Genomic DNA, 23,723 nt, shown 5'->3' on the forward strand with positions numbered 1-23,723 from the left:
CAGGCGTTTACCGCGCGATCAGCACCGGCACCGGCGACTCGGCCGCCACCTTGGCGGCCACGCTGCCCAGCACGAGCCGGGCGATGCCGGTGCGGCCGTGGGAGCCCATGACGACGAGGTCGGCCCCTTCGTCCTTGACCGTCTGGACAATGCCGCTGACGGCCGACACGTTCTCGGCCATGCGCGCCTCGAGCTTGACGCCCACGTCCGGTGCGCCGCACAGCGCCGCGACCTTGGCATGGGCCTGGGCGGCGTGTTTCTGCGCGGCGGCCATGTAGGCCTGAACGCCCAGCGGGTTGGTCTCGCCGATGCTCAGGTAGGGGTAGGGGTCCACGACATACAGGGCGATGAGTCTGGCGCCATGGGTGCGCGCCAGGTTGACCGCCAGTTCGGCCGCGTGGGCAGATGCTTCGGAGCCGTCGGTCGCCAGAAGAATGTTCTTGAACATGGGAGCCTTGTCTGGTGATGATGAACAGGCGCTTATCTTGCGGTGACGGGCGGCCGATTTATTGATGTGCATCAAGCCAGGCGCACAGGCGCCACCCTATATTGGCCGCATGACAACCCATCCCGCCGCGCATGACCCGGGCCATTCCAGCGAGCCGCTGACCGGTTTTTCCCAGTGTCACCTGGGCATTCTGTCGAAGCTTCAGGCCTTCGAGGAATTGCCCGCGCTCCAGGCGGCTGCGGCCCAGGCGCGAACCATCGCCACCGACACGCTGGCCCTGTTCCACCACGCGGTGTACGAGCACCATGCGGACGAGGAGCGCGAGCTGTTTCCGGCCGTGTTGCGAAGCGCCGGCCGGGGGCGGGAAGCCGACGAGGTTCAGGCCATGGTGCAGCGCCTGACTGCGGAGCACCGCCAGATCGAGGCCATGTGGAAAAAGCTGGAGCCCGCCGTCAAGGCCGTGGCCAAGTCGCAGTCTGTCGATCTGGACCTCGATGCCGTGGAGGAACTGGTTCACGCCTATTCCTCACATGCGCGTTTCGAGGAGGAGTATTTCCTGCCCCTGGCGGAAATCATTCTCGGGCGCGACGGCAACCACATGGAGGCGCTGGGCCTGTCGCTTCACCTGCGGCACACCCCGCAGCCCATCGGCCACATCTGAGCCTGCGCCGCGCCGGTGCGCCCGGGGTTCCTGTCCGCCTCGCTGTACGATAGCCAATGGCGCTCGGAGCGATGGGCTCGGAGGCCGTCTTCCTCACATCGGTGCATTCCATGAAAAGTCATTCAGGCCCCGGCGGGCTCGTCTATTCGACCGACGCGGGACGCATGTGCCCGGCTTGCCGCAAGCCGCTGGCGCAGTGCGTGTGCCGCCAGACGCGGCCACTGGCCCCGTCCGACGGCATTGTCCGGGTGTCGCGCGAAACCAAGGGCCGCGGCGGCAAAAGCGTGACCCTGGTCAAGGGGCTGGCGCTGCAGGACGCGGCGCTGGTGCTGGTCGGCAAACAGCTCAAGGCGGCCTGCGGCTCCGGCGGCACGGTCAAGGACGGCGTGATCGAGGTGCAGGGCGACCATGCCGCGCTGGTGGTGGACCTGCTCACCAAACAGGGCTGGACCGTCAAGCGTGCGGGCGCATGAAGCCTGAAGACCTGCAACTGCTGGTGACGCGCGAGATGCCGTATGGCAAGTACAAGGGGCGGCTGATCGCCGACCTGCCCGGCAACTACCTGGCATGGTTTGCCCGCGAAGGTTTTCCTAGGAACGAGATCGGTCGTCTGCTGGCGCTGATGCTGGAAATCGATCACAACGGGCTGTCCGCGCTGCTGCAGCCCCTGCGCAAGCGCTGACCGGGGGGCTTGTTTCCGGGCAGCGCCAGGCATACGATGGACGGGCCGTTGCGCGACGGGCGCGCAGTCGGCCTGGATGCAGCCGGGAGGCCTTATGCCGCAATTGATCGCTTCGGTCGAGGGAGTCGAAATCAAGCATGTCCACCTGCGCAAGGACCGGACCACGCTGGGCCGGCGACCACACAACGACATTGTGTTCAACAACCTGGTGGTCAGCGGCGAGCACTGCGTGTTTGAACTCGAAGGCCTGGCCGACGTGTATGTCGAAGATCTGGCCAGCACCAACGGCACCTATATCAACGGCAAGATGATCAAGTCACGGCAATTGCTGCACGACAACGACATCATCGCCATCGGGAACTTCAGGATCCAGTACCTCTCGGCCTCGGAAGATTCCGGCTACCACGAGACCGCGGCGATGAAGCTCGATGGCCACGCCGCAACGGCTGCGGGCGCCACACTGCACGCCAGCTTCAAGGTGCTCTCGGGTTCTTCCGCCGGACTGGAGGTGCCGGTGGTCAAGGCGGTGACTACTTTCGGCAAGCCCGATGTCAGCGTCGTGGCTGTCTCCCACCGGCGCTACGGCTACTACGTGGCCCACCTGGCCGGCGAGGTTCAGCCGACGCTCAACGGCCAGCCGATAGGCGCCGATGCGGTGCCGCTGGCCCACAACGACGTGCTGGAACTGGCGGGAACCAGCATGCAGTTTTTGCTCCAGGACCGTTAGCGCCGTGGTGTGGGAAGCTTCTTTGAGGGAGGGTGTATTTCATACTTTTTAGTACTTAATACAAAAGATTGACAGGGTTTTACAGACCTTTTATTATGTAATTTAGTACCCAGATCCTTCAGCAATACCAAGAAGAATCAAGAAGAAGAACAACAAGCTACGCACAGAGCTTGTTCAAAAGGCGCCGCCCCGGCGCCGGTCTCAGGCCCTTTCACGGTCATTTTCCAACCGAAGCCGCGTTCCGCTGGAACGCTTAATTCTCTATCCCGAGACAAATTTTCTATCGAGGCGGAGGCCTAACCTATAGACTATGAGCGTTCACACATTAATACGGGAAGGCCGCAAACGGCTGGCCATGAGCGAGCAGCAATTTGCTGACGCTGCAGGGGTCAGCCGCGGGGCCGTACAACAATGGGAAAGACCAGGCGGAACCGCGCCAAAACGTTCCAACCAGCGCAGGGTCGCCGAGCTGCTCGGCATTTCCGTGGCCGAGTTGATGTCCGGGGGGTCCAACGTGAGCCCGGGCTTTGACGTGAGGGCTGAAGTGCCACTGATTTCGGAAGTGCAGGCCGGAAACTACACGGTCATTGACAACTTCAATGCCAACGACGGGTTCGAACGGGTGCCGGTGACCATACCCATCAAGCGTCACACGTTTGCGCTGCGTGTCCAGGGTGACAGCATGGTGGGCGACAGCATCGATTCTTTCCCCGAAGGTTCGCTGCTGATTGTGGAGCCCGAAATGCAGGCCTTGCCGGGCGACTATGTCATCGCACTCAACAGCGAGAACCAGACGACCTTCAAGCAGCTCATCAAGGATGGTGGCGAGCTGTTCCTCAAGCCCCTTAATGTGCGCTACCCCATCCGTCCCCTGGGCAATGCCGAGATCATCGGCGTCGTGCGCGAATTCACCAAAAAATTCCGCTAGCCCGGTAGCTGGCGCAAACCGCCGAACAGCGGCCCAAGGTCCCAGCAGGGGCCGTTTGGCCGGCATTTGCCCGGTTGGGGCAAAAATAGTTTCGTTTTGGATAGAAAAGCCATCTTTTTTTCGGGATTTGGGTAGACTCCCCCTAAAAAGGGAGTGCGCGTGCTGAACGATGTAACCGAGCCGATGGTCTTGGGGGCGTTGCTGATGGTGTCTGTGGTGGGGGTCTGCATCCTGCTCTACAGAAGTCATCTGCGGCGCGCAGCCCTGCGCAGCATGAGTGCGCCCAGCCAGTGGCCGATCACGGCGCGCGAACTGGTCGGCCCGGCTGAACATGAAGTCTGGCAGTGGTTGTGCGAGGTCTTTGCGGACTACCACGTCATGCTCAAGATCCCGCTGGTGCGCTACACCGCGCCCACCACCCCCGCAGAAGGCAAGGTCTGGCACAAGCGCCTGAGCGGCGTCTACTGCACCTTCACGGTATGCGGCGCGGACGGTACCGTGATCGGCTGCGTGGACGTCGTGGGGGCGGGTGACGGCGACAGGGCGCACTGGTACGTCAAGGAGACCGTTCTCGGCAAATGCGGCATCCCCTATGTCATGGTCAGCTGCGACAAGCTGCCGGCGGGGGAGAGCCTGCGGTCGGCTTTCATCGGCCAGATTGACTTGAGCGGCACGGACACGACCGATCCGCTGGATCCGCCGTCAAGCCGCCAGGCGCGCCCCCAGCCGAAGTCCAGCCTGGAGCAACAGTGCCTGGCCGGTGCCTTTCCGCTGGGCGGAACCGTCAATTCCTGAGCGCCGGCGCCGAGGCTTCATTTGGTAACCGTTGCGGAGGCCATGTTTTGACCGGCGGGGTGTTTGTGATTTATGCTGGCTGCCAGACGCGGGGTTGCATCGGGCGGCGTGCCCACACAAGAAGGAGATGACGTGAACCTATCCACATGGCTGATGACGGCGCTGGGCCTTTTGCTGGGCGTCGGCTTGGGGGTTCTGGCGCATTGGGGCTGGTCGCGCCGCCGCGTCGAGCAGAAGCTGCGTTTGCCGGCACGCTGGCTGCTCAACGCCCGCGGCCTGATGACCAGCGAGGAGCAGGAGGTGTGGAAGTGGCTGCGCACGGCTTTTGCGGACCATGCGGTGATGATCAAGGTGCCGGTCATGCGCTTCACGATTCCGAGCACGAAAGCCCGGCCCGACGACAAGGACCAGCAGTGGCACGAACTGCTGGAGGGGGTTTACTGCAGCTTCACCGTCTGCACGCTGGACGGCAAAGTGGTCGGCTGCGTCGATGTGCCGGGCAAACGGGGCCTGACCAAGGCGCAAAAGGACATGAAGGAAAGCCTCTTGCTGGAATGCGGGATCGGCTACACCACGGTGCGCAGTGGCAGCTTGCCCTCGGGCGGCGCCATGCGGGCGGCGTTCCTGGGCGAAGTGCCGATGTCGGAGGCCGAAGCCGACGAGACCCGCGGCGGCGACAGCAGCTTTCATGCGGCGCTCGATGAGTTCACCAGCGAGAAAGTGCGTGCTGCCAAGGCTGCCGCCCTCAAGGAGATCAAGGACAAGCAGGCTGCAGAAACCGACCCCAAGGGGAAAAACCGCAACATCGGCTTCAACCCGGATGGCACCGGTGCCTTCATGAGCCGGGACAAGCCGGGCCGCTTCGCGACGCCCTGGGAAGACTCCTTCACCCTGCCGGCCGACGGCTCGCGCGCCAGGTAGTCCTGCCCTCCCGACCGCGGGGGCGGTCCCGGAGCCTGTGCAGGCGGCCTTGGCCGCCTTTTTTGTGACTGCTGAAAGACCCGTCCTACACGCAGTCGCGTGCGTGGCGCCCGCGCGGCGGGCGTGATCTCCCTCAGGCCTTCCGCGCCTGTCTCCCTAGACTGGGGCATCTTTCACCGCTCAGGAGCACAACATGATCAAAACCAACCTCACATTTCGCGCGCGCCACGCTTGGGCCGGCCTGGGGCTGAGCCTGCTCATGGGGGCTGCGCTGGCGCAGGCGCCCATCACGGCGGTTGGCACCACGGGCATTGACGCCTCGGGCAGCACGCAGAAGGAGCGCGCCGCCTGCATGGACGGCCGGTCCCAGCAGGACCAGGCCACCTGCCTGCGGGAAGTGAACAATGCCGCCGCCGAAAAACGCAGCGGCAAGCTTGACAACAGCAGCGCCCAGTTCGAGGCCAACGCCCGCCTGCGCTGCGAAGCGCTCACGGGCGAGGACCGCTCGGCCTGTATGGCCCGTGTGATCGGGTACGGCAATGCCAGCGGCAGTGTCGCCGGCGGCGGGGTGATTCGCGAGGTCGAAACCGTGGTGGTGCCGGCCGGCGCCACATCGGTTCGCATCGAGCCGCAGACGAATGCGCCGGTGTTGCTGGTACCGGTTCCCGTCCCGCAAAAATAAGTAAAGTACGGCATGGCTGACCGCTTGGCCGGCCCCGCCGACATGACCACTGATGAAAGCAGGCGCCCTTGACTGACAAGCCCAGACATTTCTCCATGCTGCGGGAGTTTCACCTCGCGGACTTCCTCACGCTGTGTAATGCGGCCTGCGGCGTCGCGGGTGTTTTCCTGGCCATGCTGTATGCGGTAGAGGGCGCCAAGGCCTGGTTTTATGCGGCCGCGGCGATGGCGCCGGCGGCTTTCATTTTTGACGTGCTCGACGGGCGCGTGGCGCGCTGGCGCAGCCAGCATTCGGCACTGGGGCGCGAGCTTGATTCGCTCGCAGACATCATCTCTTTCGGGGTGGCACCAGCGGCCCTGGCATTTGCCGCGGGCCTGCGCGGCGGCTGGGACTGGATTGCGCTGATCTATTTCGTCTGCTGCGGCGTGAGCCGGCTGGCGCGTTACAACGTCACGGCTGAAACACTGTCGGCGGGCGCCGACAAGGTGGCCTATTTCGAGGGCACACCGATTCCCACCAGCGTGCTGCTGACCGCCTTGCTGGCGGTGGCGGCCTGGCAGGACCGCCTCGGCGATCAGCTGTATGGTGGTGTCTGGATGGTGGGCCCCTGGGCGCTGCATCCCCTGTCCCTGCTGTTTGTGCTGTCTGGCACCCTGATGCTGAGCAAGACGCTGCGTATTCCCAAGTTCTGAGCCCCGGTAGGGCAGCGCTTGTGGGTTTAAGGCCGAATCGGCTCCCAGCCATTGCAGGGATTGCGCTGGCAGCTATCAAAATGAGAGTGGCGAAGGGCGTGTGGTGGTCACTGCATCTCCCGTTGTCAGCCTGCGCTGACAGGTCCTTTCAGATTCCGCCTATAGCGCACGCCTTCCCGTCCATCAAGAATGAGCTCATGTCCCGTCAACCAGATGTCAACACTGTCCAGCCCGCCTGGCTGTCCAGTTCACCGCCCCGGCGTGTGCTGGGGTCGCTGATGGCCTATGTCTCGGCGGTGTCTGTTGGCGTCGCCGCGGTTGCCGTGCTGGCCACGGCGGAGGTTCCCGTGGAAGCCTGGATCGCCCCGTTCTGACCATCATGTCTTCCACCCATCGCCCCCATCCCTCCGAAAATGGCGAGCCTCTGTCGCCGGGCGGAAAAACCGTGCCGGCACCAGCCGAATTTCCGGTTGAACCGGATCTCGGCCCCGTGCCCCCGCCGGCCCATCCGGAAGAGCCCGGAACCGTCCAGCCCGCCATTTAAGCCCTGGTCATGTCTGTCCCCCTTTCCAAAGCCCAGCAGGCGCTGGCCGATTACGACGAGGCGAGGGCGGACTACATGCGCTTTCTGAGCATGGACCCGCCTGACTACAAGGCGGTCAACGACGCGATGGTGGCCATGGACGAAGCCCATATCCGCTTCAAGCTGGCGATGGGCGACTTCGACCCGCCTACCCATCTGCGCCCGCTGTAGCGCTAGCGGCTGCCTTGGCGCGGTCTGCACCCACCAACGGGCCAGTCCACGGTTCTTCAAACAAGTGCCTACAATCGCGGCATCATGCCAAGGCCGACCGGCCACCCACTGAAGGATCCCCGTGCAAGACAGCTTTGACGACATTGCCAAATTCAAGGCAGTGCTGGCGGACCATGGGGTTCCCGGTGCGCTGGCCTTCCTGAACCGTCGCTCGCCGCACCGCTACACGGCCATCTACAAGCTTGCCGGCGACGTGATGCTGAACGTGGGCATTCATGACCGGCTCGGAGAGGTGGCGTCCCCCTTGCCGCCCACGCCCCGTGAGCATTCGTTGTGCAGTTATGTGCAGCCTGCGCAAGCCTTCGTCAGCGAAGACATCCTGACCGACGCGCGCCTGGCCACCCATTACCAGCGCGGGTTGATCAATGCCTATGTCGGGCTGCCCCTGTCGCGCGGACCCCAGCATCTGTACGGTACGCTGTGCCAGATGGACCCCCAAACCCAGCACCTGCCGGAAGGTGAATACCGCTTTCTGGAAATGGTTGCGCCGCTGCTGCTCGAACACCTGGACTGACGGGGATGCCTCACCCGCGGCGGGCGGGTAGGTGATCTCCGACAACTGGAGATTGAGTTGGCCTATGCCGCCAGCGCGCCGGCTTGCGCACAATGGTTGACATCCAGGGGCCGGCTCAGCCTGCCCCGCACTGTGGATCCACCAGCCGGAGACGATGACATGCAGGCCCACCTCAACACTTCCCCCATGCGACCCACCGTTGCCCTGGCCGACTACGATTTTCTGCGCGCCACTTACGACATGCTGCTGCGCGCACCGGTGCCCGACCGGCGTGCCATCGACGCGGCGTTCGCGGCGCTGGACGCGGCCCACGCGCGCCTGAAGGCGGCGCACCTGCAGCAGTCGTTCGGCCTGCTGAACTAGGATTTTTCGAACCGGGATTTTGCTGCAAGGGCGGCGTCCGCACGTTCGGCAGCAAGCTTCTCCGGTTTCTGGACGACACGCCCCTCTCTGACACCCCAAAGCAGGACAACACTTGGCGCTCATTACCTATCTCGTCGAGGACAACCAGACCATCCTCGATAACCTGATCGAAACGCTGGAAGAGATCGCGTCGGTGGTCGTGGTCGGCCATGCCGCCACCGAATCGGAAGCCAGGCGCTGGCTTTCGTTGCATGAGGGACAGTGGCAACTGGCCGTCGTCGACATGTTCCTGCGCGAGGGCAGCGGCCTGGGGGTGCTGGAAGGCTGCCGCCAGCGTGAACCTCACCAGAAGGTGGTGGTGCTGACCAATTTCGCCACCACCGATATTCGCCAGCGCAGCATCGCGCTGGGCGCGGATGCGGTGTTCGACAAGTCCAACGAACTCGACGAGTTCTTCGCCTACTGCATTGCCGAAACCGCGCGCGACGTGCCGTTGCCGGAGGCCTGATGTCGGATGCCCGGACTTCCCGGGCTCACTCAACTCGTTGTGCCAACTCTTTGTGCCGAAAAGGGCATGCAGCCCTTTCCCTGCAAGCGCTACAAGCTATCAAATAAATAGCATTCCGGCCCGGGTGGCGAGGGACGCCTGATTCAGGGGTGCAGCAGGATGGTGACCAGCAGCGAGGCCGCCGTGCTGGCTTTCAGCGCATGTGGTTCGCCTCCGGGCAGGGCCATCAGCTCGCCGGCGCGCAGCGTGCGCGAAAGTCCGGGGGTGCTGACCACGGTTTCACCCTCCAGGCACTGGATGGTGATTTCGCCAGGCACCTGGTGTTCGGGCACGCTCTGGCCGGCCGCCAGCACCAGGCGCATCAGCTGCAGTTTTCCGGTCTTGAGCAGGCTGTGGGTTTTGACACCCTGCAGCTTGCCGGCGAGGGGCTGCACATTGATGATGTCGAGCGGTTGCGCGTGGTCCAAGGCCATGGTGTATTTCCTCCGGGTGTCTGTTGTCACACTACCCAGCCGCAGCGGATTTGTCCAGAGGAAACATTCGCCAGCGCTTGCCGGTGTACCTGCCGTGGATAATGGGCGCCAAAAAGGGGCTTTCCGCCACGCACATGCCTGACCTCCCGTGCTTCCGATTCCTTGTTCGACCGCGTGTGTGGCTGCGCGCGTTCCCGCTGATGCTGGCGCTGCTGATCTCCCCGCTGCTGCATGCGCAGGGCGGCACGCTGGTGATTGGCCAGCAGGGCAGTTACACGCTGTCGCGCGCCTTCATGGTGCTGGAAGACCCCGGTGGAAAGCTGACGCTGGACGAGGTGTTGCAGCCGGCACAGCAGGCGCGTTTCAGACCCGTTGCCGAGGGCAGGTCGGCCACCAACTTCGGCCTGACCTCGTCGGCCTTCTGGCTGCGCATCGGCCTGAAGGCGCAGGTGGACGCGCCAGCGCCGTGGCTGCTGGAGGTCGCTTTCCCGACGCTCGACCAACTGGACGTCCACACGGCCAACCCCCGCGGCGGGTTGGCGCACCAGCGCGGCGGGGATCTGTTGCCCTTTGCCAGCCGGGCCGTGCCCCACCGCAACCATGTATTCCCGGTGACGCTGCAGCCCGGCGCCGATACCACCTTGTATCTGCGCGTGCAGTCGCAGGGAACGCTGTCGGTGCCTGCCCGCCTGTGGCAGACCGCGGCGCTGTGGCAGCACGACCAGCGAGAGTACGCCGTGCTCAGCCTGTACTTCGGCCTGCTGATCGGTCTGCTGCTGTACAACCTGCTGCTGTTTTTTTCGGTGCGCGACCGGGCCTACCTGATCTATGTCGGTTTTGTCGCCGGCATGGCCGTCTCGCAGGCGGCGCTGACGGGACTGGGCGTCCAGTACCTCTGGCCCGGACAGACCTGGTGGGGCCATATCGCGTCGCCGGTGGGCCTGTCCGTGTCCGCCGCGTTCGGCCTCCTGTTTGCGCGCAACTTTCTCGCCAGCGCCACGCGCATGCCGCGCCTGGACCGCGTGATGCAGGTGCTGGTGGGTGGCTGGATCCTGACGCTGCTGGTGGCGGTGCTGCTGTCTTACGCGGTCTCTTCATGGATGGTGACCGGGCTGGCTGTCGTCAGTGTCACGGTGGTGGTGCTGGCGGGTATCCTCAGTCTGCGGGCCCGCTACCCCGGCGCACCGTATTTTCTGACGGCCTGGGCCGTGCTGCTGACCGGGGTGATGATCATCGCGCTGCACAACATCGGCGTGCTGCCGTCGAACCTGCTGACGACCAATGCGCTGCTGATCGGTTCGGCGCTGGAGATGGTGCTGCTGTCGTTTGCGCTGGCCGACCGCATCAACGTGGCGCTGGCGGAAAAGGAACAGGCCCAGGCCGCCAGCCAGGCCGACCATGCCATGGTGGAAGCCCTGCGCCACTCGCAGGAGCGTTACCGCGCGGTGCTGCAGGAGCGCGAAACCATACTTGCCAACTCCATCGTCGGCATCGCCTTCCTCACGCCGGAAGGGCGTTTTCGCTGGGCCAACCAGGCCATGCTCGACATTTTTGCCGCTGGCGACCAGCCGCTGACCTCGATGGAGCCGTTTTACCTGTCGCGCGAGGACTACCTGCGCGTCGGCGGCGAGGTGGCGGCCTGCATCCGGGCGGGGCAAGCTTACGCGACCGAGATTGAGGTCCGCCAGTACACCGGTTCACACATCTGGATTTCCCTGTCCGGCAAGGCCGTCAGCCCGCGCGACCTGACGCAGGGCACGGTGTGGGTGATGACGGACATCACCCGGCGCAAGGAACTGGAAGCCGAGCTGGTGCGTACCTCGTCGGAGCGGGAAGCCATGCTGAACAGCGCGCTGGTGGGCATTGTGCTGTCCGTGGCGCGCAGGCTGGAGTGGGTCAACGCCAAATTCGCCGAGATGATGGACTTCCCGCGCGAGGAGCTGATCGGCCAGTCGGCCCTGCAGCTGCATACGGACGCGGCCGCCTGGGAGAACTTCGGGCAGCGCGCGCACGAGGCCCTGAAAACCGCCGGCACCTACACCTGCGAGCAGCAGTTTCGGCGGCGCAACGGGGAGTTGTTCTGGGTGCAGGCGGGTGGCAGCTGCCTGCAGCCGCTGGCTCCGGAGGCGGGGGTGATCTGGACTTTCCTGGACATCACCGAGCGCAAGCAATCGGAGCAGGACACGCGCGAGGCGCTGGAGCGGCAGCGGGAGCTCAATGAGCTGCGCAGCCGTTTTGTGGCCATGACCAGCCACGAGTTCCGCACGCCGCTGGCGAGCATCCTGTCGTCGGGGGAAATCCTCAAACACTATGGCGACCGGCTGTCCCTGCCCGAGAAGGCGGAAGTGCTGGACACCATCGCGACCAGTGTGCAACGCATGACGCGCATGCTCGACCGTGTGCTGCTGATCGGCAAGGCCGAGGCGCAGATGCTGGACTTTGAGCCGCAGCCGCTGGATCTCGAAAAACTCTGCCATCAGCTGGTGCAGGAGGCGCGCGCGCTGCAACCCGGCAGCCCGTGCGAGCTGCGCCTGCTGTTTGCGGCCGCAGGCGGCGCGGGGCTGCACGATGAAAAACTGCTCAGACACATCCTGGGCAACCTGCTGTCCAACGCCGTCAAGTATTCACCTCTAGGTGGCGTCGTGTTGTGCCGTGTTTTTCTGGCAGACCGGCAGCTGGTGCTGGAGGTGTCTGACAACGGCATCGGCATTCCCGCCGATGAAATCACCCACCTGTTCGAGTCCTTTCACCGTGCCAGCAATGTCGGCGCCATCCCGGGCACCGGCCTGGGCCTGGCCATTGTCAAGAACGCGGTGGACCTGTACGGCGGCACGATTGAAGTCAGCAGCCTGGTGGGTCCGGCCGGTTCAGGCACCTGCTTCACGGTGCGCCTGCCGTTGAGAACCCAGGCGCAGGACGCGCTGGTGCAGCCCGCCCTGCTGTAATCCGGAACAAGCCCGAAACAAACCCGAAACCAGCTTGGGAACCGCCGCTTCAGGCCTGCTGCGGGGTCGCCGTGGCGGATGCCGGGCTGAACACTTCCAGCAGGCGGTCGAGTCCGCCCTCGTTGATGGCGACCATGGCCTGTTCACGCACCTTGGGTTTGGCGTGGTAGGCCACCGAGAGGCCGGCTTCCCCCATCATCGGCAGGTCGTTGGCGCCGTCGCCCATGGCGATGGCCTGGGCGGGCCGGATGTCGAGCATGGCGCAGGTTTGCAGCAGCATCTTTTTCTTTTCCTCGCCATCGCAGATGTCGCCCCAGGGCTGGTCCACCATGCGGCCGGTCAGCAGGCCGTTCTCGACTTCCAGCACGTTCGAGCGTGTGTAGTCGATGCCGAGTTCATCCCGCACACGGTCGGTGAAAAAGGTGAAGCCGCCGCTGACCAGCAGCACCTTCAGGCCGGCCGCCTTGCAGGCATGCACGAGTTCGGCGGCGCCGGGGTTGAGCTTGAGCCGCTGGTGGTAGACCTCGTCCATGCTGTCGACGCTGACGCCCTTGAGCAGGGCCACGCGCCGGCGCAGGCTTTCCTTGTAGTCGGCGATTTCGCCGCGCATGGCCGCTTCGGTGATGGCGGATACTTCGGCCTTGCGGCCGGCGGCGTCCGCAATTTCGTCGACACACTCGATGTTGATCAGCGTCGAGTCCATGTCGAAGGCAATCAGCTTGAAGTCGCTGAGCCGGAGCTCGGGCGTGGTGATGTTGATGACGAGGCCGGGGAGGGTTTCAGCGGGGGTCATGCGGGCGTGGCTTCCGTGGTGGTTTTGGGTTGTCCGAGGGATTTCAATACATCGCGAACCATCTGCGCCCGGTCCTTGGGTTCCTTGAGTTCGCGTTCGATGCGCAGCTTGTCGTTGCCGGCCAGCTTGATGTGTCTGTTCTTCTGGATCAGGTGCATGATCGCCATCGGATCGATGGGCGGGTCCTTTTTGAAGGTGATGTTGATCACGGTGGGCGCGGCATCGACCTTGACCACGCCGTAGGGCTTGGCGATCACGCGCAGGCGGTGCACGTCAATCAGGGTCTGCGCCTGCGCCGGCAGCTTGCCGAAGCGGTCCACGATTTCCTCGAGCAGGCTGTCGATCTGGTCGGTGTTTTTGGCGGTCGCGAGTTTTTTGTAGAAGCTCAGGCGCAGGTGCACGTCGCCGCAGTAGTCACTCGGCAACAGGGCCGGCGCATGCAGGTTGATCTCGGTGCTGACGTTGAGCGGCGCCAGCAGGTCGGGCTCGCGCCCGGCCTTCAGGGATGACACGGCTTCGTTGAGCATCTCGTTGTAGAGCTGGAAACCAATCTCCATCATGTTGCCGCTCTGGTTTTCGCCGAGTACCTCGCCGGTTCCGCGTATTTCCAGGTCGTGCATGGCCAGGTAAAAACCCGAGCCGAGTTCTTCCATCTGCTGGATCGCTTCGAGCCGCTGGCTCGCCTGTTTGGTCAGGCCTTCGATGTCGGGCACCATCAGGTAGGCATAGGCCTGGTGGTGGCTGCGGCCGACCCGCCCGCGCAGCTGGTGCAGTTGCGCCAGGCCGAACTTGTCGGCGCGGCTCATCACGATGGTGTTGGCGCTGGGCACGTCGATGCCGGTCTCGATGATGGTCGAGCACAGCAGCAGGTTGTAGCGCTGCGCCACGAAGTCCTTCATGACTTTTTCGAGTTCACGCTCCGGCATCTGGCCGTGCGCGACGGCGATGCGCGCTTCGGGCAGCAGGGCCTCGAGTTTTTCGCGGCGGTTCTGGATGGTCTCGACCTCGTTGTGCAGGAAGTAGACCTGGCCGCCGCGCTTCAACTCGCGCAGCACCGCCTCGCGGATCACGCCGTTGCTTTCGCTGCGCACAAAGGTCTTGATCGCCAGGCGCCGCTGCGGCGCGGTGGCGATCACGCTGAGGTCGCGCAGGCCTTCGAGGGCCATGCCCAGCGTGCGCGGAATCGGTGTGGCGGTCAGCGTGAGCACATCGACTTCGGCGCGCATGGCTTTCATGGCTTCCTTGTGGCGCACGCCGAAGCGGTGCTCCTCGTCGATGATGAGCAGGCCCAGGCGCTGGAACTTCACGTCCTGGCTCAGCAGCTTGTGGGTGCCGACCACGATGTCGATGCTGCCGTCGGCGATGCCCTTGATGGCGGCGGTGATCTCCTTGCCCGAGCGGAAGCGGCTCATCTCGGCGACCTTGACCGGCCATTTGGCAAAACGGTCCACCAGCGTCTGGTAGTGCTGCTCGGCCAGCAGGGTGGTGGGCGCCAGCAGCGCAACCTGCTTGCCGCCGGTGATGGCGATGAAGGCGGCGCGCAGGGCGACCTCGGTCTTGCCGAAGCCGACGTCGCCGCAGACCAGGCGGTCCATGGGGCGCGGGCTGATCATGTCCTGGATCACCGCGTGGATGGCGGCGCGCTGGTCGGCGGTTTCCTCAAAGCCGAAGTCGTTGGCGAAACTCTCGTAGTCGTCGGGCGAGTAGCGGAAGGCGTGGCCTTCGCGAGCGGCGCGGCGGGCGTAGATGTTGAGCAGCTCGGCGGCCGAGTCGCGCACCTGTTCCGCGGCCTTGCGCTTGGCCTTTTCCCACTGGCCGCTGCCCAGGCGGTGCAGCGGCGCCTCGTCGGCGCTGACGCCGGTGTAGCGGCTGATCTGCTGCAGCTGGCTGACCGGCACATACAGTGTTGCGTCGTCGGCGTATTGCAGGTGCAGGAACTCGGTGTTGCCCTGGCCCAGGTCCATGTTGACCAGGCCTTTGTAGCGGCCGATGCCGTGGGCGCTGTGCACCACCGGGTCGCCGACATTGAGCTCGGACAGGTCCTTGATCAGCGCCTCGACGTCGCTGACCTGTTCCTGCTTTTTGTTGCGGCGGCGGGTCACCGCACCGGCCGCAAACAGCTCGGTTTCGGTGACGAAGTCAATGTCGCCTGCCAGCCAGCTGAAGCCGGTGTTCAGGGCCGCGGTGGCAATGCCGAGTTTTTCGCTGCTGGTCTGGAAGTCTTCCAGTGAATCAAAAGCCGGCGGGCTGACGCTGCTGGCGCGCAGGAAGTCGAGCAGGCTTTCGCGCCGGCCGTCACTTTCCGCCAGCAACAGCACCCGGTGCGGCGTGTTGCGGATGTGGGCCTTCAGGCGTGCGAGCGGGTCTTCCGCGCCGCGCACCACCGACATCTCGCCGAGCTTCTGGAAGTTCGCGTTGTCGGCCACGTCCTCGATCGCCGGGCGGATGGCCAGCTGCGCGTAGTCGTTGGCGCGCGCGTAAAACTGCTCGGTGCCGAGGAACAGCGCTTCCGGCGGCAGGGCCGGGCGGTCCGGTGCATCGCGTACCAGGCGGTAGCGGTCCTTGGTGTCCTGCCAGAAGCGCTGGAAAGCCGGCTCCAGGTCGCCATGCAGCACCACCATGGCGTCGCTGCCGAGGTAGTCGAACACGGTCGCTGTGTTGTCGAAAAAAAGCGGCAGGTAGTACTCAATGCCGGCCGTCGCCACGCCGTTGCCAATGTCCTTGTAGATGCGGCTCTTGGTCGGGTCGCCGTCCAGCAGTTCGCGCCAGCGGTTCCGGAACTTGGCACGCGCCTCGTCGTCCATCGGGAACTCGCGGCCCGGCAGCAGCCGCACTTCAGGCACCGGGTACAGGCTGCGCTGGCTGTCGGGGTCGAAGGTGCGGATGGAGTCGATCTCGTCGTCGAACAGGTCTACCCGGTAAGGCACGGGCGAACCCATGGGAAACAGGTCGATCAGGCCGCCGCGCACCGCGTATTCGCCGGGGCTGACCACCTGCGAGACATGGGTGTAGCCGGCCAGGGTCAGCTGGCTCTTGAGTTTGGCCTCATCTAGCTTTTGCTTGACCTTGAAGTGAAAGGTGTAGCCGGCCAGGAACGACGGCGGCGCCAGGCGGTACAGCGCGGTGGTGGCCGGCACGATGACCACGTCGGCGCCGGTTTCCTTGTCGTGCTGGCTGATGCGCCACAGGGTGGCCAGGCGTTCGCTGATCAGGTCCTGGTGCGGGGAGAAGGTGTCGTAGGGCAGGGTTTCCCAGTCGGGAAATAGCGCGCAGCGCAGGGCCGGCGCGAAAAAGGCCAGCTCGTCGAGCAGGCGCTGTGCCGTGGCCGCGTCCGCCGTGACGATGGCGGTGAGCCGGCCGGCGGCTTTTTCCCTCAGGCCCAGCTGCGCCAGCAACAGGGCATCGGCAGAGCCGGCGGGTTGCGGCAGGGTGTAGCGTTTGCCAGGGAGCAGTTTGGGTAAATCCATGAAACAGTCGGAATTAGGTAACAGGAAAGCGTCGGAAAAAAGGAAAACACCCCAAACGGTGCAGAGTGGGGTGTGAACGGCCCTGGCTGGCCTTTGACGCCCCGATTTTAGAATCTATGATCAAGCCATGACGCCGCTCCCGCCGAAATCCCTGGTTCCCCGCTTTTTTGCGCTGATTCCGTGTGCGGGTCAGGGCATGCGTGCCATTGGTGACAACGCGGCGCAAAGTGCTGACGCGGCCTTGCCCAAGCAGTACCAGCCGATTGCCGGTGTGCCCATGGTGCGGCACACGCTGCAGGCTTTTGCCGCGGTGGCGCGGATTGATTCCTGCCTCGTGGTGGTAGCCCCTGGTGATGATTTTTTCAGCGGGCCCACCCAGGCCGGCTATGAGGTGGCGCCCTGTGGTGGCACCACACGCGCCGCCAGCGTGCTCAATGGGCTGGAGCAGCTGGCCGCCAGCGGCGCCGAACCCGATGACTGGGTGCTGGTCCACGATGCCGCGCGTTGCCTGGTCACGCCCGCGCTGATCGACCGCCTGATCGATGCCTGCCACTGCGACCCGGTGGGCGGCCTGCTGGCCCAGCCGGTACCCGACACGCTCAAGCAGGGGCGGGACGAACGCGTGGTCGCCACCGTGGATCGCTCGGACAAATGGCTGGCGCAAACGCCGCAGATGTTCCGCCTGGGCGCCCTGACGCAGGCCCTGAAGATGGCGCAAACCCTGGGTGAGCCGGTGACCGACGAAGCCAGTGCCATGGAAGCGGCCGGTGTGGCGCCGCAGCTGGTGCGCGGCAGTGCCCACAACTTCAAGGTCACCTGGCCGGAAGATTTCTTGCTGGCCGAGGCCCTGATCAAAAGCCGGACGCCGGCCAAGCCGCGGGTGCGCAAATCCGCCGCACCGAAAGCTGCACAGAAAGTTTTATCTGATGACCCCGGCCGCGAATCCATCTGACTCTTTACCAACCGGGGCCGCGGATCCGGCTTTGCCGGTCCGCAGGCGCAGCGCCCCCTCGGGGGGCAGCGAACCACACGAAGTGGGGAGCGTGGGGGCACCATTCCGGATTGGTGAAGGCTGGGACACCCATGCGCTGGTGCCGGGTCGACCCCTGATCATTGGCGGTGTGACGGTGCCGCACAGCGCCGGCCTGCTCGGCCACTCGGACGCCGACGTGCTGATTCACGCGATCATCGACGCCCTGCTGGGCGCCGCCGGTCTCGGCGACATCGGCAGCCATTTTCCCGACACCGATGTCCGCTTCAAGGGGGCGGACTCGGTGGCGCTGCTGCGTGAAACCGGCCGCCTGCTGGCCGAACGCGGACTTCGCATCGGCAACATCGACAGCACCGTGATCGCGCAGGCGCCGAAGCTGGCCAGCCACATTCCGGCGATGCGCGAGCGTATTGCGCACACCCTGGGGCTGGAGGCCGGCCGCGTCAACGTGAAAGCCAAGACTGCCGAGAAGCTGGGTCCGGTGGGGCAGGGGCTGAGCATCGAGGCACGCGCCACGGTGTTATTGTTTTAAGAGATTACTGCCCATGTAGGGTATGGTTGCAGGCTCATATGCTTGTCATTGCGGACTCGATCCGCAATCCAAGCCGCTTGAACTCACGGCGCTGGAGGATGCTGGATGGATCCCGGATCAGGTCCGGGATGACAGAAGACGGTCAACCACGCCTCAGCTTGATATGCGCAGCCAGTCCGCCCGAACTGGTGTTGGCCAGCGCGAACACGCCGCCCATGCGGTGCAATGTTCGCTCGACAATCGCCAAGCCCAGGCCGGCCCCTGTGGCGGCGGTGCGGGCTGCGTCGCCCCGGAAAAAGGGCTTGGTCAGGTTGTTCAGGGCCTGCGGCGCGACGCCGGTGCCGTGGTCGCGCACCTTGATCAGCACCCACTGGTCGCGTTCCTTGGCTGCGATGTCGACCATGGCGATGCCGGTTTCCGGCGTCTTGCCATAACGCCGCGCGTTTTCCAGCAGGTTGGCAATCACGCGGGACAGCTCGACCTCGTCGGCCAGCACCACAATCTGGCCCGGAAGCGTCACATTGACGCGCATGTCGGCGTATTCGCCCACGGAATAGACGGCCGCCTCGATGATGGCATTGAGCGAGACCGACGCCAGCTGCGGCGGGTCGGGCCGGGCATAGTCCAGGAACTTGTCGATGATGGCGTCGAGCTGGGTGATGTCGGCGGCCATGTGGGCCCTGGCCTCCGGGTCGGCCACGCTCATTTCGGTTTCCAGCCGCAGCCGCGCCAGCGGCGTGCGCAGGTCGTGCGAGATGCCGGCCAGCATGATGACGCGGTCTTCCTCGATCTTGGAGAGCTGCTCGGCCATGCGGTTGAAGCCGATGTTGACCTCGCGGATCTCGCTGGTCGCCACCTGTTCGTCGAGCAGGCTGGCGTCGAAGTCGCCGTCGCGCATGCGGCTGGCCGCAAACGAGAGCTGCTTGAGCGGCCGGTTGATCAGGCGCGCAATCAGCGCGGCGCCGACCAGCGACAGGATGGCCGCCGTGATCAACCAGATCAGCCAGGTGCCGCCCTGCAGCGGCCCCAACCGGGAAGGGTCGGTCAGCAGCCAGTAGGAATCGCCGTCGATGTTGAAGCCGACCCACAGGCCGGGGACACCGTTGACGGATCGGGCCACCACCGTGCCTTCGCCCATGCGTGCCGTCAGTTCGTCGCCGATGCGCTCGCTGAAGGGATCGTTGACAAAGTGCTCGAACTTGTCGCGCGGTTCGCGCGGCGAGATGCGCACGCCTTCTTCCTCGGCCAGGGTCTTGATCAGCCAGACCCGGGTGATGGAGTCGGAGTATTTCAGCGCGGCGCGGCTCAGGTTGACCAGCGAGGCGAGCTGCCTGGCACTTTGCACGGCGCGCGGCTCGAACTCCAGCGCCCGGAAGGTCTGCAGCCAGGCAATGATGCAGCCAATCAGCAGCAGCGACAGGAACAGGAAGGTGCGCCAGAACAGGCTCAGGCCGACGCGCGGACGCATTTCCAGCGGCGCGGGAGCAGTTTCCAGTGCGGCGGGGGCGGTTTCCAGGTGGACGGCGCGTGTGCCTTGCATTCGGGGACTCGGGGAACGGGAGAGGTGGGTCGGCCCGGTCAGCCTGAGGGGAGTCTGGCGTCCGGTGGCAAGTGGCGCTTCAGTTCGTGCCGTCCGGCACGAAGACGTAGCCGATGCCCCACACGGTCTGGATGTAGCGGGGCGCAGCAGCGTCCACCTCGATCAGCTTGCGCAGGCGCGAGACCTGCACGTCCAGGCTGCGGTCAAAGGGCTCGAACTCCCGGCCGCGCGCCAGTTGCGCCAGTTTTTCGCGGGACAGCGGCTGGCGCGGGTGCCGCACCAGCGTCTTGAGCATGGCGAACTCGCCGGTGGTCAGGGGCAGTTCCTCGCCGTTTTTCTGCAGGGTGCGCAAGCCCATGTCGAAACTGAAGGGCCCGAAATTGACCACTTCCTGCTCGCTGGAGGGCGCGCCCGGCACTTCGACCGCGGGGCGGCGGCGCAGCACCGCATGGATGCGGGCGAGCAGTTCGCGCGGGTTGAACGGCTTGGCTAGGTAGTCGTCGGCGCCGACCTCGAGGCCGACGATGCGGTCCACGTCCTCGCCCTTGGCGGTCAGCATGATGATGGGGGTGCGGTCGTTGGCGGCGCGCAGGCGCCGGCAGATGGACAGGCCGTCTTCGCCGGGCATCATCAGGTCGAGCACGATCAGGTCCACGGCGTCGCGCATCATGATGCGGTTCAGGGCCTTGCTGTCCTCCGCCAGGATGACTTCAAAGCCTTCCTGCGTCAGGTAGCGGCGCAGCAGGTCGCGGATGCGGGCATCGTCGTCAAGAATCAGGATCTTGTCAGCGCGGGTTGAGTTGCTAGCGTGTGTCATAAGGCGATCGTAATTTGTAACAGAGCCGATTCTGCGGGCTAAAAACGCGGATTCGAGATTTTTCGTGCACTTTGACAGACTGTTACAGAAGTTGCAGCTAGGGGCAAGCGCGATAGGGGATAGATACGTGCCGATGGCAGGCTTGCGCCTTTGGATGGCAGCCATTGGCGGCCGATGCTGACGTTCCGGCCATTAAAAAACCGCTTATCGTCTCGGCGTGGCGCGGCTTGTATGCGCGCCAGCCGTTTTTTAATTCAACTGAAAGTGACGCCTTGAAAAAAGCCACCCATCTCTTTGCCGCCTGCGCGCTTCTGGCCGCAAGCACCGGCCTGTTTGCCCAGAACCAGCCCGGACCGTATGCCCCGCTGCAAAACGTCGCACAGCTGTCAGCCAGCGCGGCCGTTGAAGTGCAGCAGGACCTGCTGTCCATCGCAATGACGACCACCCGGGACGGCAGCGATGCCGCCACGGTGCAAAACCAGCTCAAGCTGGCCCTCGAATCGGCACTGGCCGAGGCCAGGAAAACCGCCCAGCCCGGCCTGATGGATGTGCGTACCGGCAACTTCAGCCTGTACCCGCGTTATGGCAAGGACGGCAAGATCAACGGCTGGCAGGGCAGCACCGAGATGGTGCTGGAAGGCCGCGACTTTGCGCGCATCACGGCGGCGGCCGGCAAGGTCCAGACGCTGAGCCTGGGCAACGTCGGTTTTGCGCTGAGCCGTGAGGCCCGGGCCCGCGTCGAGGGGGATGCTCAGGCGCAGGCGATCGAGCGTTTCAAGGCCAAGGCCGGCGAAATCTCGCGCGGGTTCGGTTTTTCCAGCTACACGCTGCGGGAAGTCGCCATCAACGCCAATGACCAGGGCCCGATCCGTCCGCGCATGATGGCCATGGAAGCCAAGGCCGCGATGTCGGATTCGGCGATTCCGGTCGAAGCCGGCAAAAGCACGGTGCTGGTCAACGTGTCGGGCTCCGTGCAGATGAAGTGATGCCCTGACAGTTGATCCGGGCGTACCGGACACCGCGGGAAGGGTGTTTGCCTGACAGACCCAAGCCAGGCCAGCCCCTAAGCTGGTGGCCATGAATGTTCATTTTCTGGCGCAGGACGCCGCGCGCCGGGGCCCCCTGTTGATTGTCATCAACGCCGGCTCCGGCCACCACAACAGCGACGATGAACAGGCCGTGATGGCCCGCGTGTTCACCCAGGCCGGCCGTGAGTTCGAGTTCCTGTCGGTTGACAAACCCGACCAGATCGACGAGGTGGCGCGCCGCGCTGTCCGGCAGGCCAAGGCCCAGGGTGGCGTGGTGGTGGCTGCCGGCGGCGACGGCACCATCAATGCCGTGGCCCGCGCCGTGCTGGGCAGCGGCTGCCCCTTCGGCGTGTTGCCGCAGGGCACCTTCAATTATTTCGGACGTGTCCATGCGATCCCGCAGGAGACCGAGGCGGCGGCCAGGGCCCTGGTCGGCGCCAGCGTGTCGCCGGTCCAGGTCGGCCAGGTCAATGGCCGGCTGTTTCTGGTCAATGCCAGTCTGGGCCTGTACCCGCAATTGCTGGAGGACAGGGAAGCCTGGAAGCAGCAGTTCGGCCGCAGCCGCCTGGTGGCTTTTGTCTCGGGCATGGCCTCGATGTTGCAGACACGCAGCCAGCTGCACCTGCAGATCGAATCGGCCGGCCAGGTGGCCGCCCTGCGCACACCGACGCTGTTTGTCGGCAACAACCATCTGCAGCTCACGCGAGTGGGCATTGCCGAAAAAGACGCCAATGCGGTGGTGCACGGCCAACTGGCCGGGGTGGTGGTGCGTCCCATCGGCACGCTGGCGCTGTTCGGCCTGCTGCTGCGCGGCCTGCTGGGGCGGCTCGGCGATGCCGACAACATCCACAGCTTTTCGTTTCGCCGCCTGACCGTCACGCCGCGCGGGCGCCGGCGCGTCAAGGTGGCCACCGACGGGGAGGTCTGCTGGATGCAGGCGCCGCTGGTGTTCGAGGTGGCCGACCAGCCCCTGCTGCTGATGGTTCCCGCACTGGCCGACCGGGTGGAAGTGGCCTGATGCACAAGCTGCTGCAGATCTCCGACCCCCATTTCGGCACGGCGCAGCCGCCGGTGATGGAGGCGCTGGTGGAGCTGGCGCGACAGCAGCGCCCCGATGTGCTGGTGCTGTCGGGCGACATCACGCAACGTGCGACGGCGGCGCAGTTTGGCGCGGCGCGGGCGTTTTGTGAGCGCCTGCAGATTCCGCAGATGCTGTCCTTGCCCGGCAACCACGACATCCCGCTGTTCAACCCCTGGCAGCGCCTGGTCACCCCCTATGCGCGTTACCTGCAGGCCTTCGGGCCCGGCCTGGAGCCGGTGCTGGACACCGCCTGGCTGCAGCTGACGGCGGTGAAGACCACGCGGCGCTGGCGGCACAAAAACGGCGAGGTATCGGCCCGGCAGATCGAGCGCGTGACCGCGCGCCTGCGCCAGGCCGCGCCCGGGCAACTGCGCGTGGTGGTGGTGCACCAGCCGGTGTATGTGCTGCGCGCCGAGGATGAACACGACCGCCTGCGCGGCTGGGAGCCGGCGGTGCGGGCCTGGGCCGCTGCCGGCGCGGACGTCGTGATGGGCGGCCACATCCACCTGCCTTATGTCTGCGACCTGTCCTCCTGCGTGGATGGCTTGCCGCGGCGCCTCTGGTGCGTACAGGCCGGCACCGCGCTGTCCTCACGCATCCGGCGCGAGGCCCCGAACTCCGTGAACCTGCTGCTCTGCGACCCGGCCGCCCCCGCCCTGCAAGGCCGGCTTGAACGCTGGGACTACCGCAGCGCCGGTGGCGCAGGGCGTTTTGAAGTGGCGCACACCAGCGAGCTGGTGCCGGACCGCGCGGTGCTTCGCTGAATCTGCGGACGCGTCAGGCGGCCGTCAACGCTTTCTTGCGCAGCTGCCGGGCCACGACGACTTCCCGCAGGTGGTCGTAAGTCCAGTTGAAGGCAAAGGTGTAGGGCAGGAAAAACAGCACGATGCCGATGTCCAGCACAAAGGCTTGCCACAGCCCGATGTCCAGCCACCAGGCCGCCAGCGGGACCACGGCCAGGATCAGGCCGAGCTCGAACAGCACCGAATGCACGGCGCGCGCACCGAGCGTGCGCCTGAACCCCAGGCGCCGCTGGGCACGGTCGAACACGGCATTGAACACCATGTTCCAGGCCATAGCGATCAGCGAAATCATCAGGGTCAGCAGCCCCATGTGGACCAGTGAATAACCGAGCAGCCAGGCGCCCAGCGGCGCGCACAGGGCAATGGCCAGCACCTCGAAACCGAGGGCATGGAAAAAACGTTCCTTGATGGACTTCTGCGGGAGACTCATGGCTGACTGTGGTGGGCTGGAAATGTCGATGGCTGTAGTTTTATCGGTAATTGCAATACATTAAAGTTTTCTATCATCTACAAAACAG

27 protein-coding genes are annotated in these 23,723 nt (G+C 65.0%); 20 read left to right on the plus strand and 7 right to left on the minus strand.

Annotated features, from left to right (window positions below; all coding sequences use genetic code 11):
• Positions 1–7 precede the first annotated feature (7 nt).
• Positions 8–448: a universal stress protein gene (locus tag AAG813_RS16270; protein ID WP_341916712.1), complete on the minus strand. Its 441-nt coding sequence runs from the start codon at positions 446–448 to the stop codon at positions 8–10.
• 109 nt (positions 449–557) lie between these two features.
• Here AAG813_RS16270 and AAG813_RS16275 point away from each other — a divergent pair, with 109 nt between their 5' ends.
• From AAG813_RS16275 to AAG813_RS16340, 14 genes are all read left to right on the plus strand, one after another.
• Positions 558–1,109 carry a hemerythrin domain-containing protein gene (locus AAG813_RS16275; RefSeq protein WP_341916713.1) on the plus strand — a complete coding sequence of 184 codons (552 nt, stop codon included), beginning with the start codon at positions 558–560 and terminating at the stop codon, positions 1,107–1,109.
• 110 nt (positions 1,110–1,219) lie between these two features.
• Positions 1,220–1,582: a translation initiation factor Sui1 gene (locus tag AAG813_RS16280; RefSeq protein WP_341916714.1), complete on the plus strand. Its 363-nt coding sequence runs from the start codon at positions 1,220–1,222 to the stop codon at positions 1,580–1,582.
• Entirely contained in the window at positions 1,579–1,791 is a 213-nt protein-coding gene (locus AAG813_RS16285) for a DUF3820 family protein (protein WP_341916715.1), read from the plus strand. The genes AAG813_RS16280 and AAG813_RS16285 overlap by 4 nt, the downstream gene beginning before the upstream one ends.
• A 94-nt stretch (positions 1,792–1,885) precedes the next feature.
• A complete protein-coding gene (locus AAG813_RS16290; protein WP_341916716.1) occupies positions 1,886–2,518 on the plus strand; it encodes an FHA domain-containing protein in 633 nt (210 codons plus the stop codon).
• Between the two features lie 310 nt (positions 2,519–2,828).
• Entirely contained in the window at positions 2,829–3,446 is a 618-nt protein-coding gene (locus AAG813_RS16295) for a S24 family peptidase (protein WP_341916717.1), read from the plus strand.
• 159 nt (positions 3,447–3,605) lie between these two features.
• Positions 3,606–4,241, plus strand: a complete 636-nt coding sequence (locus AAG813_RS16300) for a hypothetical protein (protein WP_341916718.1) — start codon at positions 3,606–3,608, stop codon at positions 4,239–4,241.
• A 132-nt stretch (positions 4,242–4,373) separates the two neighbouring features.
• Positions 4,374–5,162, plus strand: a complete 789-nt coding sequence (locus AAG813_RS16305; protein WP_341916719.1) for a DUF2726 domain-containing protein — start codon at positions 4,374–4,376, stop codon at positions 5,160–5,162.
• A gap of 193 nt (positions 5,163–5,355) precedes the next feature.
• Entirely contained in the window at positions 5,356–5,844 is a 489-nt protein-coding gene (locus tag AAG813_RS16310) for a hypothetical protein (protein ID WP_341916720.1), read from the plus strand.
• A 95-nt stretch (positions 5,845–5,939) separates the two neighbouring features.
• Positions 5,940–6,536 (plus strand): CDP-alcohol phosphatidyltransferase family protein, encoded by a 597-nt coding sequence (locus AAG813_RS16315; protein WP_341916781.1) that lies wholly within the window; start codon positions 5,940–5,942, stop codon positions 6,534–6,536.
• A 197-nt stretch (positions 6,537–6,733) separates the two neighbouring features.
• Positions 6,734–6,910, plus strand: coding sequence for a hypothetical protein (locus AAG813_RS16320; RefSeq protein ID WP_341916723.1), 177 nt, complete (start codon positions 6,734–6,736; stop codon positions 6,908–6,910).
• A gap of 179 nt (positions 6,911–7,089) precedes the next feature.
• Entirely contained in the window at positions 7,090–7,290 is a 201-nt protein-coding gene (locus AAG813_RS16325; RefSeq protein WP_096671459.1) for a hypothetical protein, read from the plus strand.
• A 121-nt stretch (positions 7,291–7,411) separates the two neighbouring features.
• Positions 7,412–7,864: a hypothetical protein gene (locus AAG813_RS16330; RefSeq protein WP_341916726.1), complete on the plus strand. Its 453-nt coding sequence runs from the start codon at positions 7,412–7,414 to the stop codon at positions 7,862–7,864.
• Between the two features lie 186 nt (positions 7,865–8,050).
• Entirely contained in the window at positions 8,051–8,227 is a 177-nt protein-coding gene (locus AAG813_RS16335; protein ID WP_341916727.1) for a hypothetical protein, read from the plus strand.
• A 112-nt stretch (positions 8,228–8,339) separates the two neighbouring features.
• Positions 8,340–8,735, plus strand: coding sequence for a response regulator (locus AAG813_RS16340; RefSeq protein ID WP_341916728.1), 396 nt, complete (start codon positions 8,340–8,342; stop codon positions 8,733–8,735).
• Positions 8,736–8,878: 143 nt separating this feature from the next.
• Here AAG813_RS16340 and AAG813_RS16345 read toward each other — a convergent pair whose 3' ends face one another.
• The gene (locus AAG813_RS16345) at positions 8,879–9,208 is read right to left on the minus strand and encodes a cupin domain-containing protein (RefSeq protein WP_341916730.1); all 330 of its coding nucleotides are present in this window, start codon (positions 9,206–9,208) and stop codon (positions 8,879–8,881) included.
• Between the two features lie 176 nt (positions 9,209–9,384).
• Between AAG813_RS16345 and AAG813_RS16350 the strand changes: the two genes are divergently transcribed.
• Positions 9,385–12,153, plus strand: a complete 2,769-nt coding sequence (locus AAG813_RS16350) for a 7TM diverse intracellular signaling domain-containing protein (protein WP_341916732.1) — start codon at positions 9,385–9,387, stop codon at positions 12,151–12,153.
• 49 nt (positions 12,154–12,202) lie between these two features.
• Here the strand turns inward: AAG813_RS16350 and serB are convergent, their stop codons facing one another.
• Positions 12,203–12,946, minus strand: a complete 744-nt coding sequence (gene serB, locus AAG813_RS16355) for a phosphoserine phosphatase SerB (protein ID WP_341916733.1) — start codon at positions 12,944–12,946, stop codon at positions 12,203–12,205.
• Positions 12,943–16,413, minus strand: a complete 3,471-nt coding sequence (mfd, locus tag AAG813_RS16360; RefSeq protein WP_341916735.1) for a transcription-repair coupling factor — start codon at positions 16,411–16,413, stop codon at positions 12,943–12,945. Before mfd ends, serB begins: the two co-directional genes overlap by 4 nt.
• 127 nt (positions 16,414–16,540) lie before the next feature.
• Here mfd and ispD point away from each other — a divergent pair, with 127 nt between their 5' ends.
• Entirely contained in the window at positions 16,541–17,365 is an 825-nt protein-coding gene (gene ispD, locus AAG813_RS16365) for a 2-C-methyl-D-erythritol 4-phosphate cytidylyltransferase (protein ID WP_341916737.1), read from the plus strand.
• 91 nt (positions 17,366–17,456) lie between these two features.
• Complete coding sequence (gene ispF, locus AAG813_RS16370) at positions 17,457–17,936, plus strand: 2-C-methyl-D-erythritol 2,4-cyclodiphosphate synthase (RefSeq protein ID WP_341916739.1); 480 nt, start codon at positions 17,457–17,459, stop codon at positions 17,934–17,936.
• Positions 17,937–18,078: 142 nt separating this feature from the next.
• Here ispF and AAG813_RS16375 read toward each other — a convergent pair whose 3' ends face one another.
• Both AAG813_RS16375 and ompR read right to left on the minus strand, forming a co-directional pair.
• A complete protein-coding gene (locus tag AAG813_RS16375; RefSeq protein ID WP_341916741.1) occupies positions 18,079–19,476 on the minus strand; it encodes an ATP-binding protein in 1,398 nt (465 codons plus the stop codon).
• 79 nt (positions 19,477–19,555) lie between these two features.
• Positions 19,556–20,293 (minus strand): two-component system response regulator OmpR, encoded by a 738-nt coding sequence (gene ompR / locus AAG813_RS16380; RefSeq protein WP_341916743.1) that lies wholly within the window; start codon positions 20,291–20,293, stop codon positions 19,556–19,558.
• Positions 20,294–20,565: 272 nt separating this feature from the next.
• On the opposite strand from ompR, the gene AAG813_RS16385 reads away from it, so the two are divergent.
• The 3 genes from AAG813_RS16385 to AAG813_RS16395 all read left to right on the plus strand — a co-directional run bounded on the left by AAG813_RS16385 (position 20,566) and on the right by AAG813_RS16395 (position 23,166).
• Positions 20,566–21,279, plus strand: a complete 714-nt coding sequence (locus AAG813_RS16385; RefSeq protein ID WP_341916745.1) for an SIMPL domain-containing protein — start codon at positions 20,566–20,568, stop codon at positions 21,277–21,279.
• 91 nt (positions 21,280–21,370) lie between these two features.
• A complete protein-coding gene (locus AAG813_RS16390; RefSeq protein WP_341916747.1) occupies positions 21,371–22,339 on the plus strand; it encodes a diacylglycerol kinase family protein in 969 nt (322 codons plus the stop codon).
• Entirely contained in the window at positions 22,339–23,166 is an 828-nt protein-coding gene (locus tag AAG813_RS16395) for a metallophosphoesterase (RefSeq protein ID WP_341916749.1), read from the plus strand. The genes AAG813_RS16390 and AAG813_RS16395 overlap by 1 nt, the downstream gene beginning before the upstream one ends.
• 13 nt (positions 23,167–23,179) lie before the next feature.
• On the opposite strand, the gene AAG813_RS16400 is transcribed toward AAG813_RS16395, so the two are convergent.
• Positions 23,180–23,635 (minus strand): multidrug/biocide efflux PACE transporter, encoded by a 456-nt coding sequence (locus AAG813_RS16400; protein WP_341916751.1) that lies wholly within the window; start codon positions 23,633–23,635, stop codon positions 23,180–23,182.
• Between the last annotated feature and the right edge of the window lie 88 nt (positions 23,636–23,723).

It is taken from the genome of Polaromonas sp. YR568, from assembly GCF_943371715.1.
Taxonomy (GTDB): Bacteria; Pseudomonadota; Gammaproteobacteria; order Burkholderiales; family Burkholderiaceae_C; genus Polaromonas.

Bases quoted from the DNA above. Each gene is read 5' to 3' on its own strand.
- ompR (WP_341916743.1), bottom strand. From the start codon at position 20,293: ATGACACACGCTAGCAACTCAACCCGCGCTGACAAGATCCTGATTCTT.
- AAG813_RS16310 (WP_341916720.1), top strand. From the start codon at position 5,356: ATGATCAAAACCAACCTCACATTTCGCGCGCGCCACGCTTGGGCCGGC.
- mfd (WP_341916735.1), bottom strand. From the start codon at position 16,413: ATGGATTTACCCAAACTGCTCCCTGGCAAACGCTACACCCTGCCGCAA.
- AAG813_RS16400 (WP_341916751.1), bottom strand. From the start codon at position 23,635: ATGAGTCTCCCGCAGAAGTCCATCAAGGAACGTTTTTTCCATGCCCTC.
- AAG813_RS16325 (WP_096671459.1), top strand. From the start codon at position 7,090: ATGTCTGTCCCCCTTTCCAAAGCCCAGCAGGCGCTGGCCGATTACGAC.
- AAG813_RS16320 (WP_341916723.1), top strand. From the start codon at position 6,734: ATGTCCCGTCAACCAGATGTCAACACTGTCCAGCCCGCCTGGCTGTCC.
- AAG813_RS16345 (WP_341916730.1), bottom strand. From the start codon at position 9,208: ATGGCCTTGGACCACGCGCAACCGCTCGACATCATCAATGTGCAGCCC.
- AAG813_RS16285 (WP_341916715.1), top strand. From the start codon at position 1,579: ATGAAGCCTGAAGACCTGCAACTGCTGGTGACGCGCGAGATGCCGTAT.
- AAG813_RS16390 (WP_341916747.1), top strand. From the start codon at position 21,371: ATGAATGTTCATTTTCTGGCGCAGGACGCCGCGCGCCGGGGCCCCCTG.
- AAG813_RS16280 (WP_341916714.1), top strand. From the start codon at position 1,220: ATGAAAAGTCATTCAGGCCCCGGCGGGCTCGTCTATTCGACCGACGCG.
- AAG813_RS16290 (WP_341916716.1), top strand. From the start codon at position 1,886: ATGCCGCAATTGATCGCTTCGGTCGAGGGAGTCGAAATCAAGCATGTC.
- serB (WP_341916733.1), bottom strand. From the start codon at position 12,946: ATGACCCCCGCTGAAACCCTCCCCGGCCTCGTCATCAACATCACCACG.
- AAG813_RS16395 (WP_341916749.1), top strand. From the start codon at position 22,339: ATGCACAAGCTGCTGCAGATCTCCGACCCCCATTTCGGCACGGCGCAG.
- AAG813_RS16335 (WP_341916727.1), top strand. From the start codon at position 8,051: ATGCGACCCACCGTTGCCCTGGCCGACTACGATTTTCTGCGCGCCACT.
- AAG813_RS16295 (WP_341916717.1), top strand. From the start codon at position 2,829: ATGAGCGTTCACACATTAATACGGGAAGGCCGCAAACGGCTGGCCATG.
- ispD (WP_341916737.1), top strand. From the start codon at position 16,541: ATGACGCCGCTCCCGCCGAAATCCCTGGTTCCCCGCTTTTTTGCGCTG.
- AAG813_RS16275 (WP_341916713.1), top strand. From the start codon at position 558: ATGACAACCCATCCCGCCGCGCATGACCCGGGCCATTCCAGCGAGCCG.
- AAG813_RS16315 (WP_341916781.1), top strand. From the start codon at position 5,940: ATGCTGCGGGAGTTTCACCTCGCGGACTTCCTCACGCTGTGTAATGCG.
- AAG813_RS16270 (WP_341916712.1), bottom strand. From the start codon at position 448: ATGTTCAAGAACATTCTTCTGGCGACCGACGGCTCCGAAGCATCTGCC.
- AAG813_RS16375 (WP_341916741.1), bottom strand. From the start codon at position 19,476: ATGCAAGGCACACGCGCCGTCCACCTGGAAACCGCCCCCGCCGCACTG.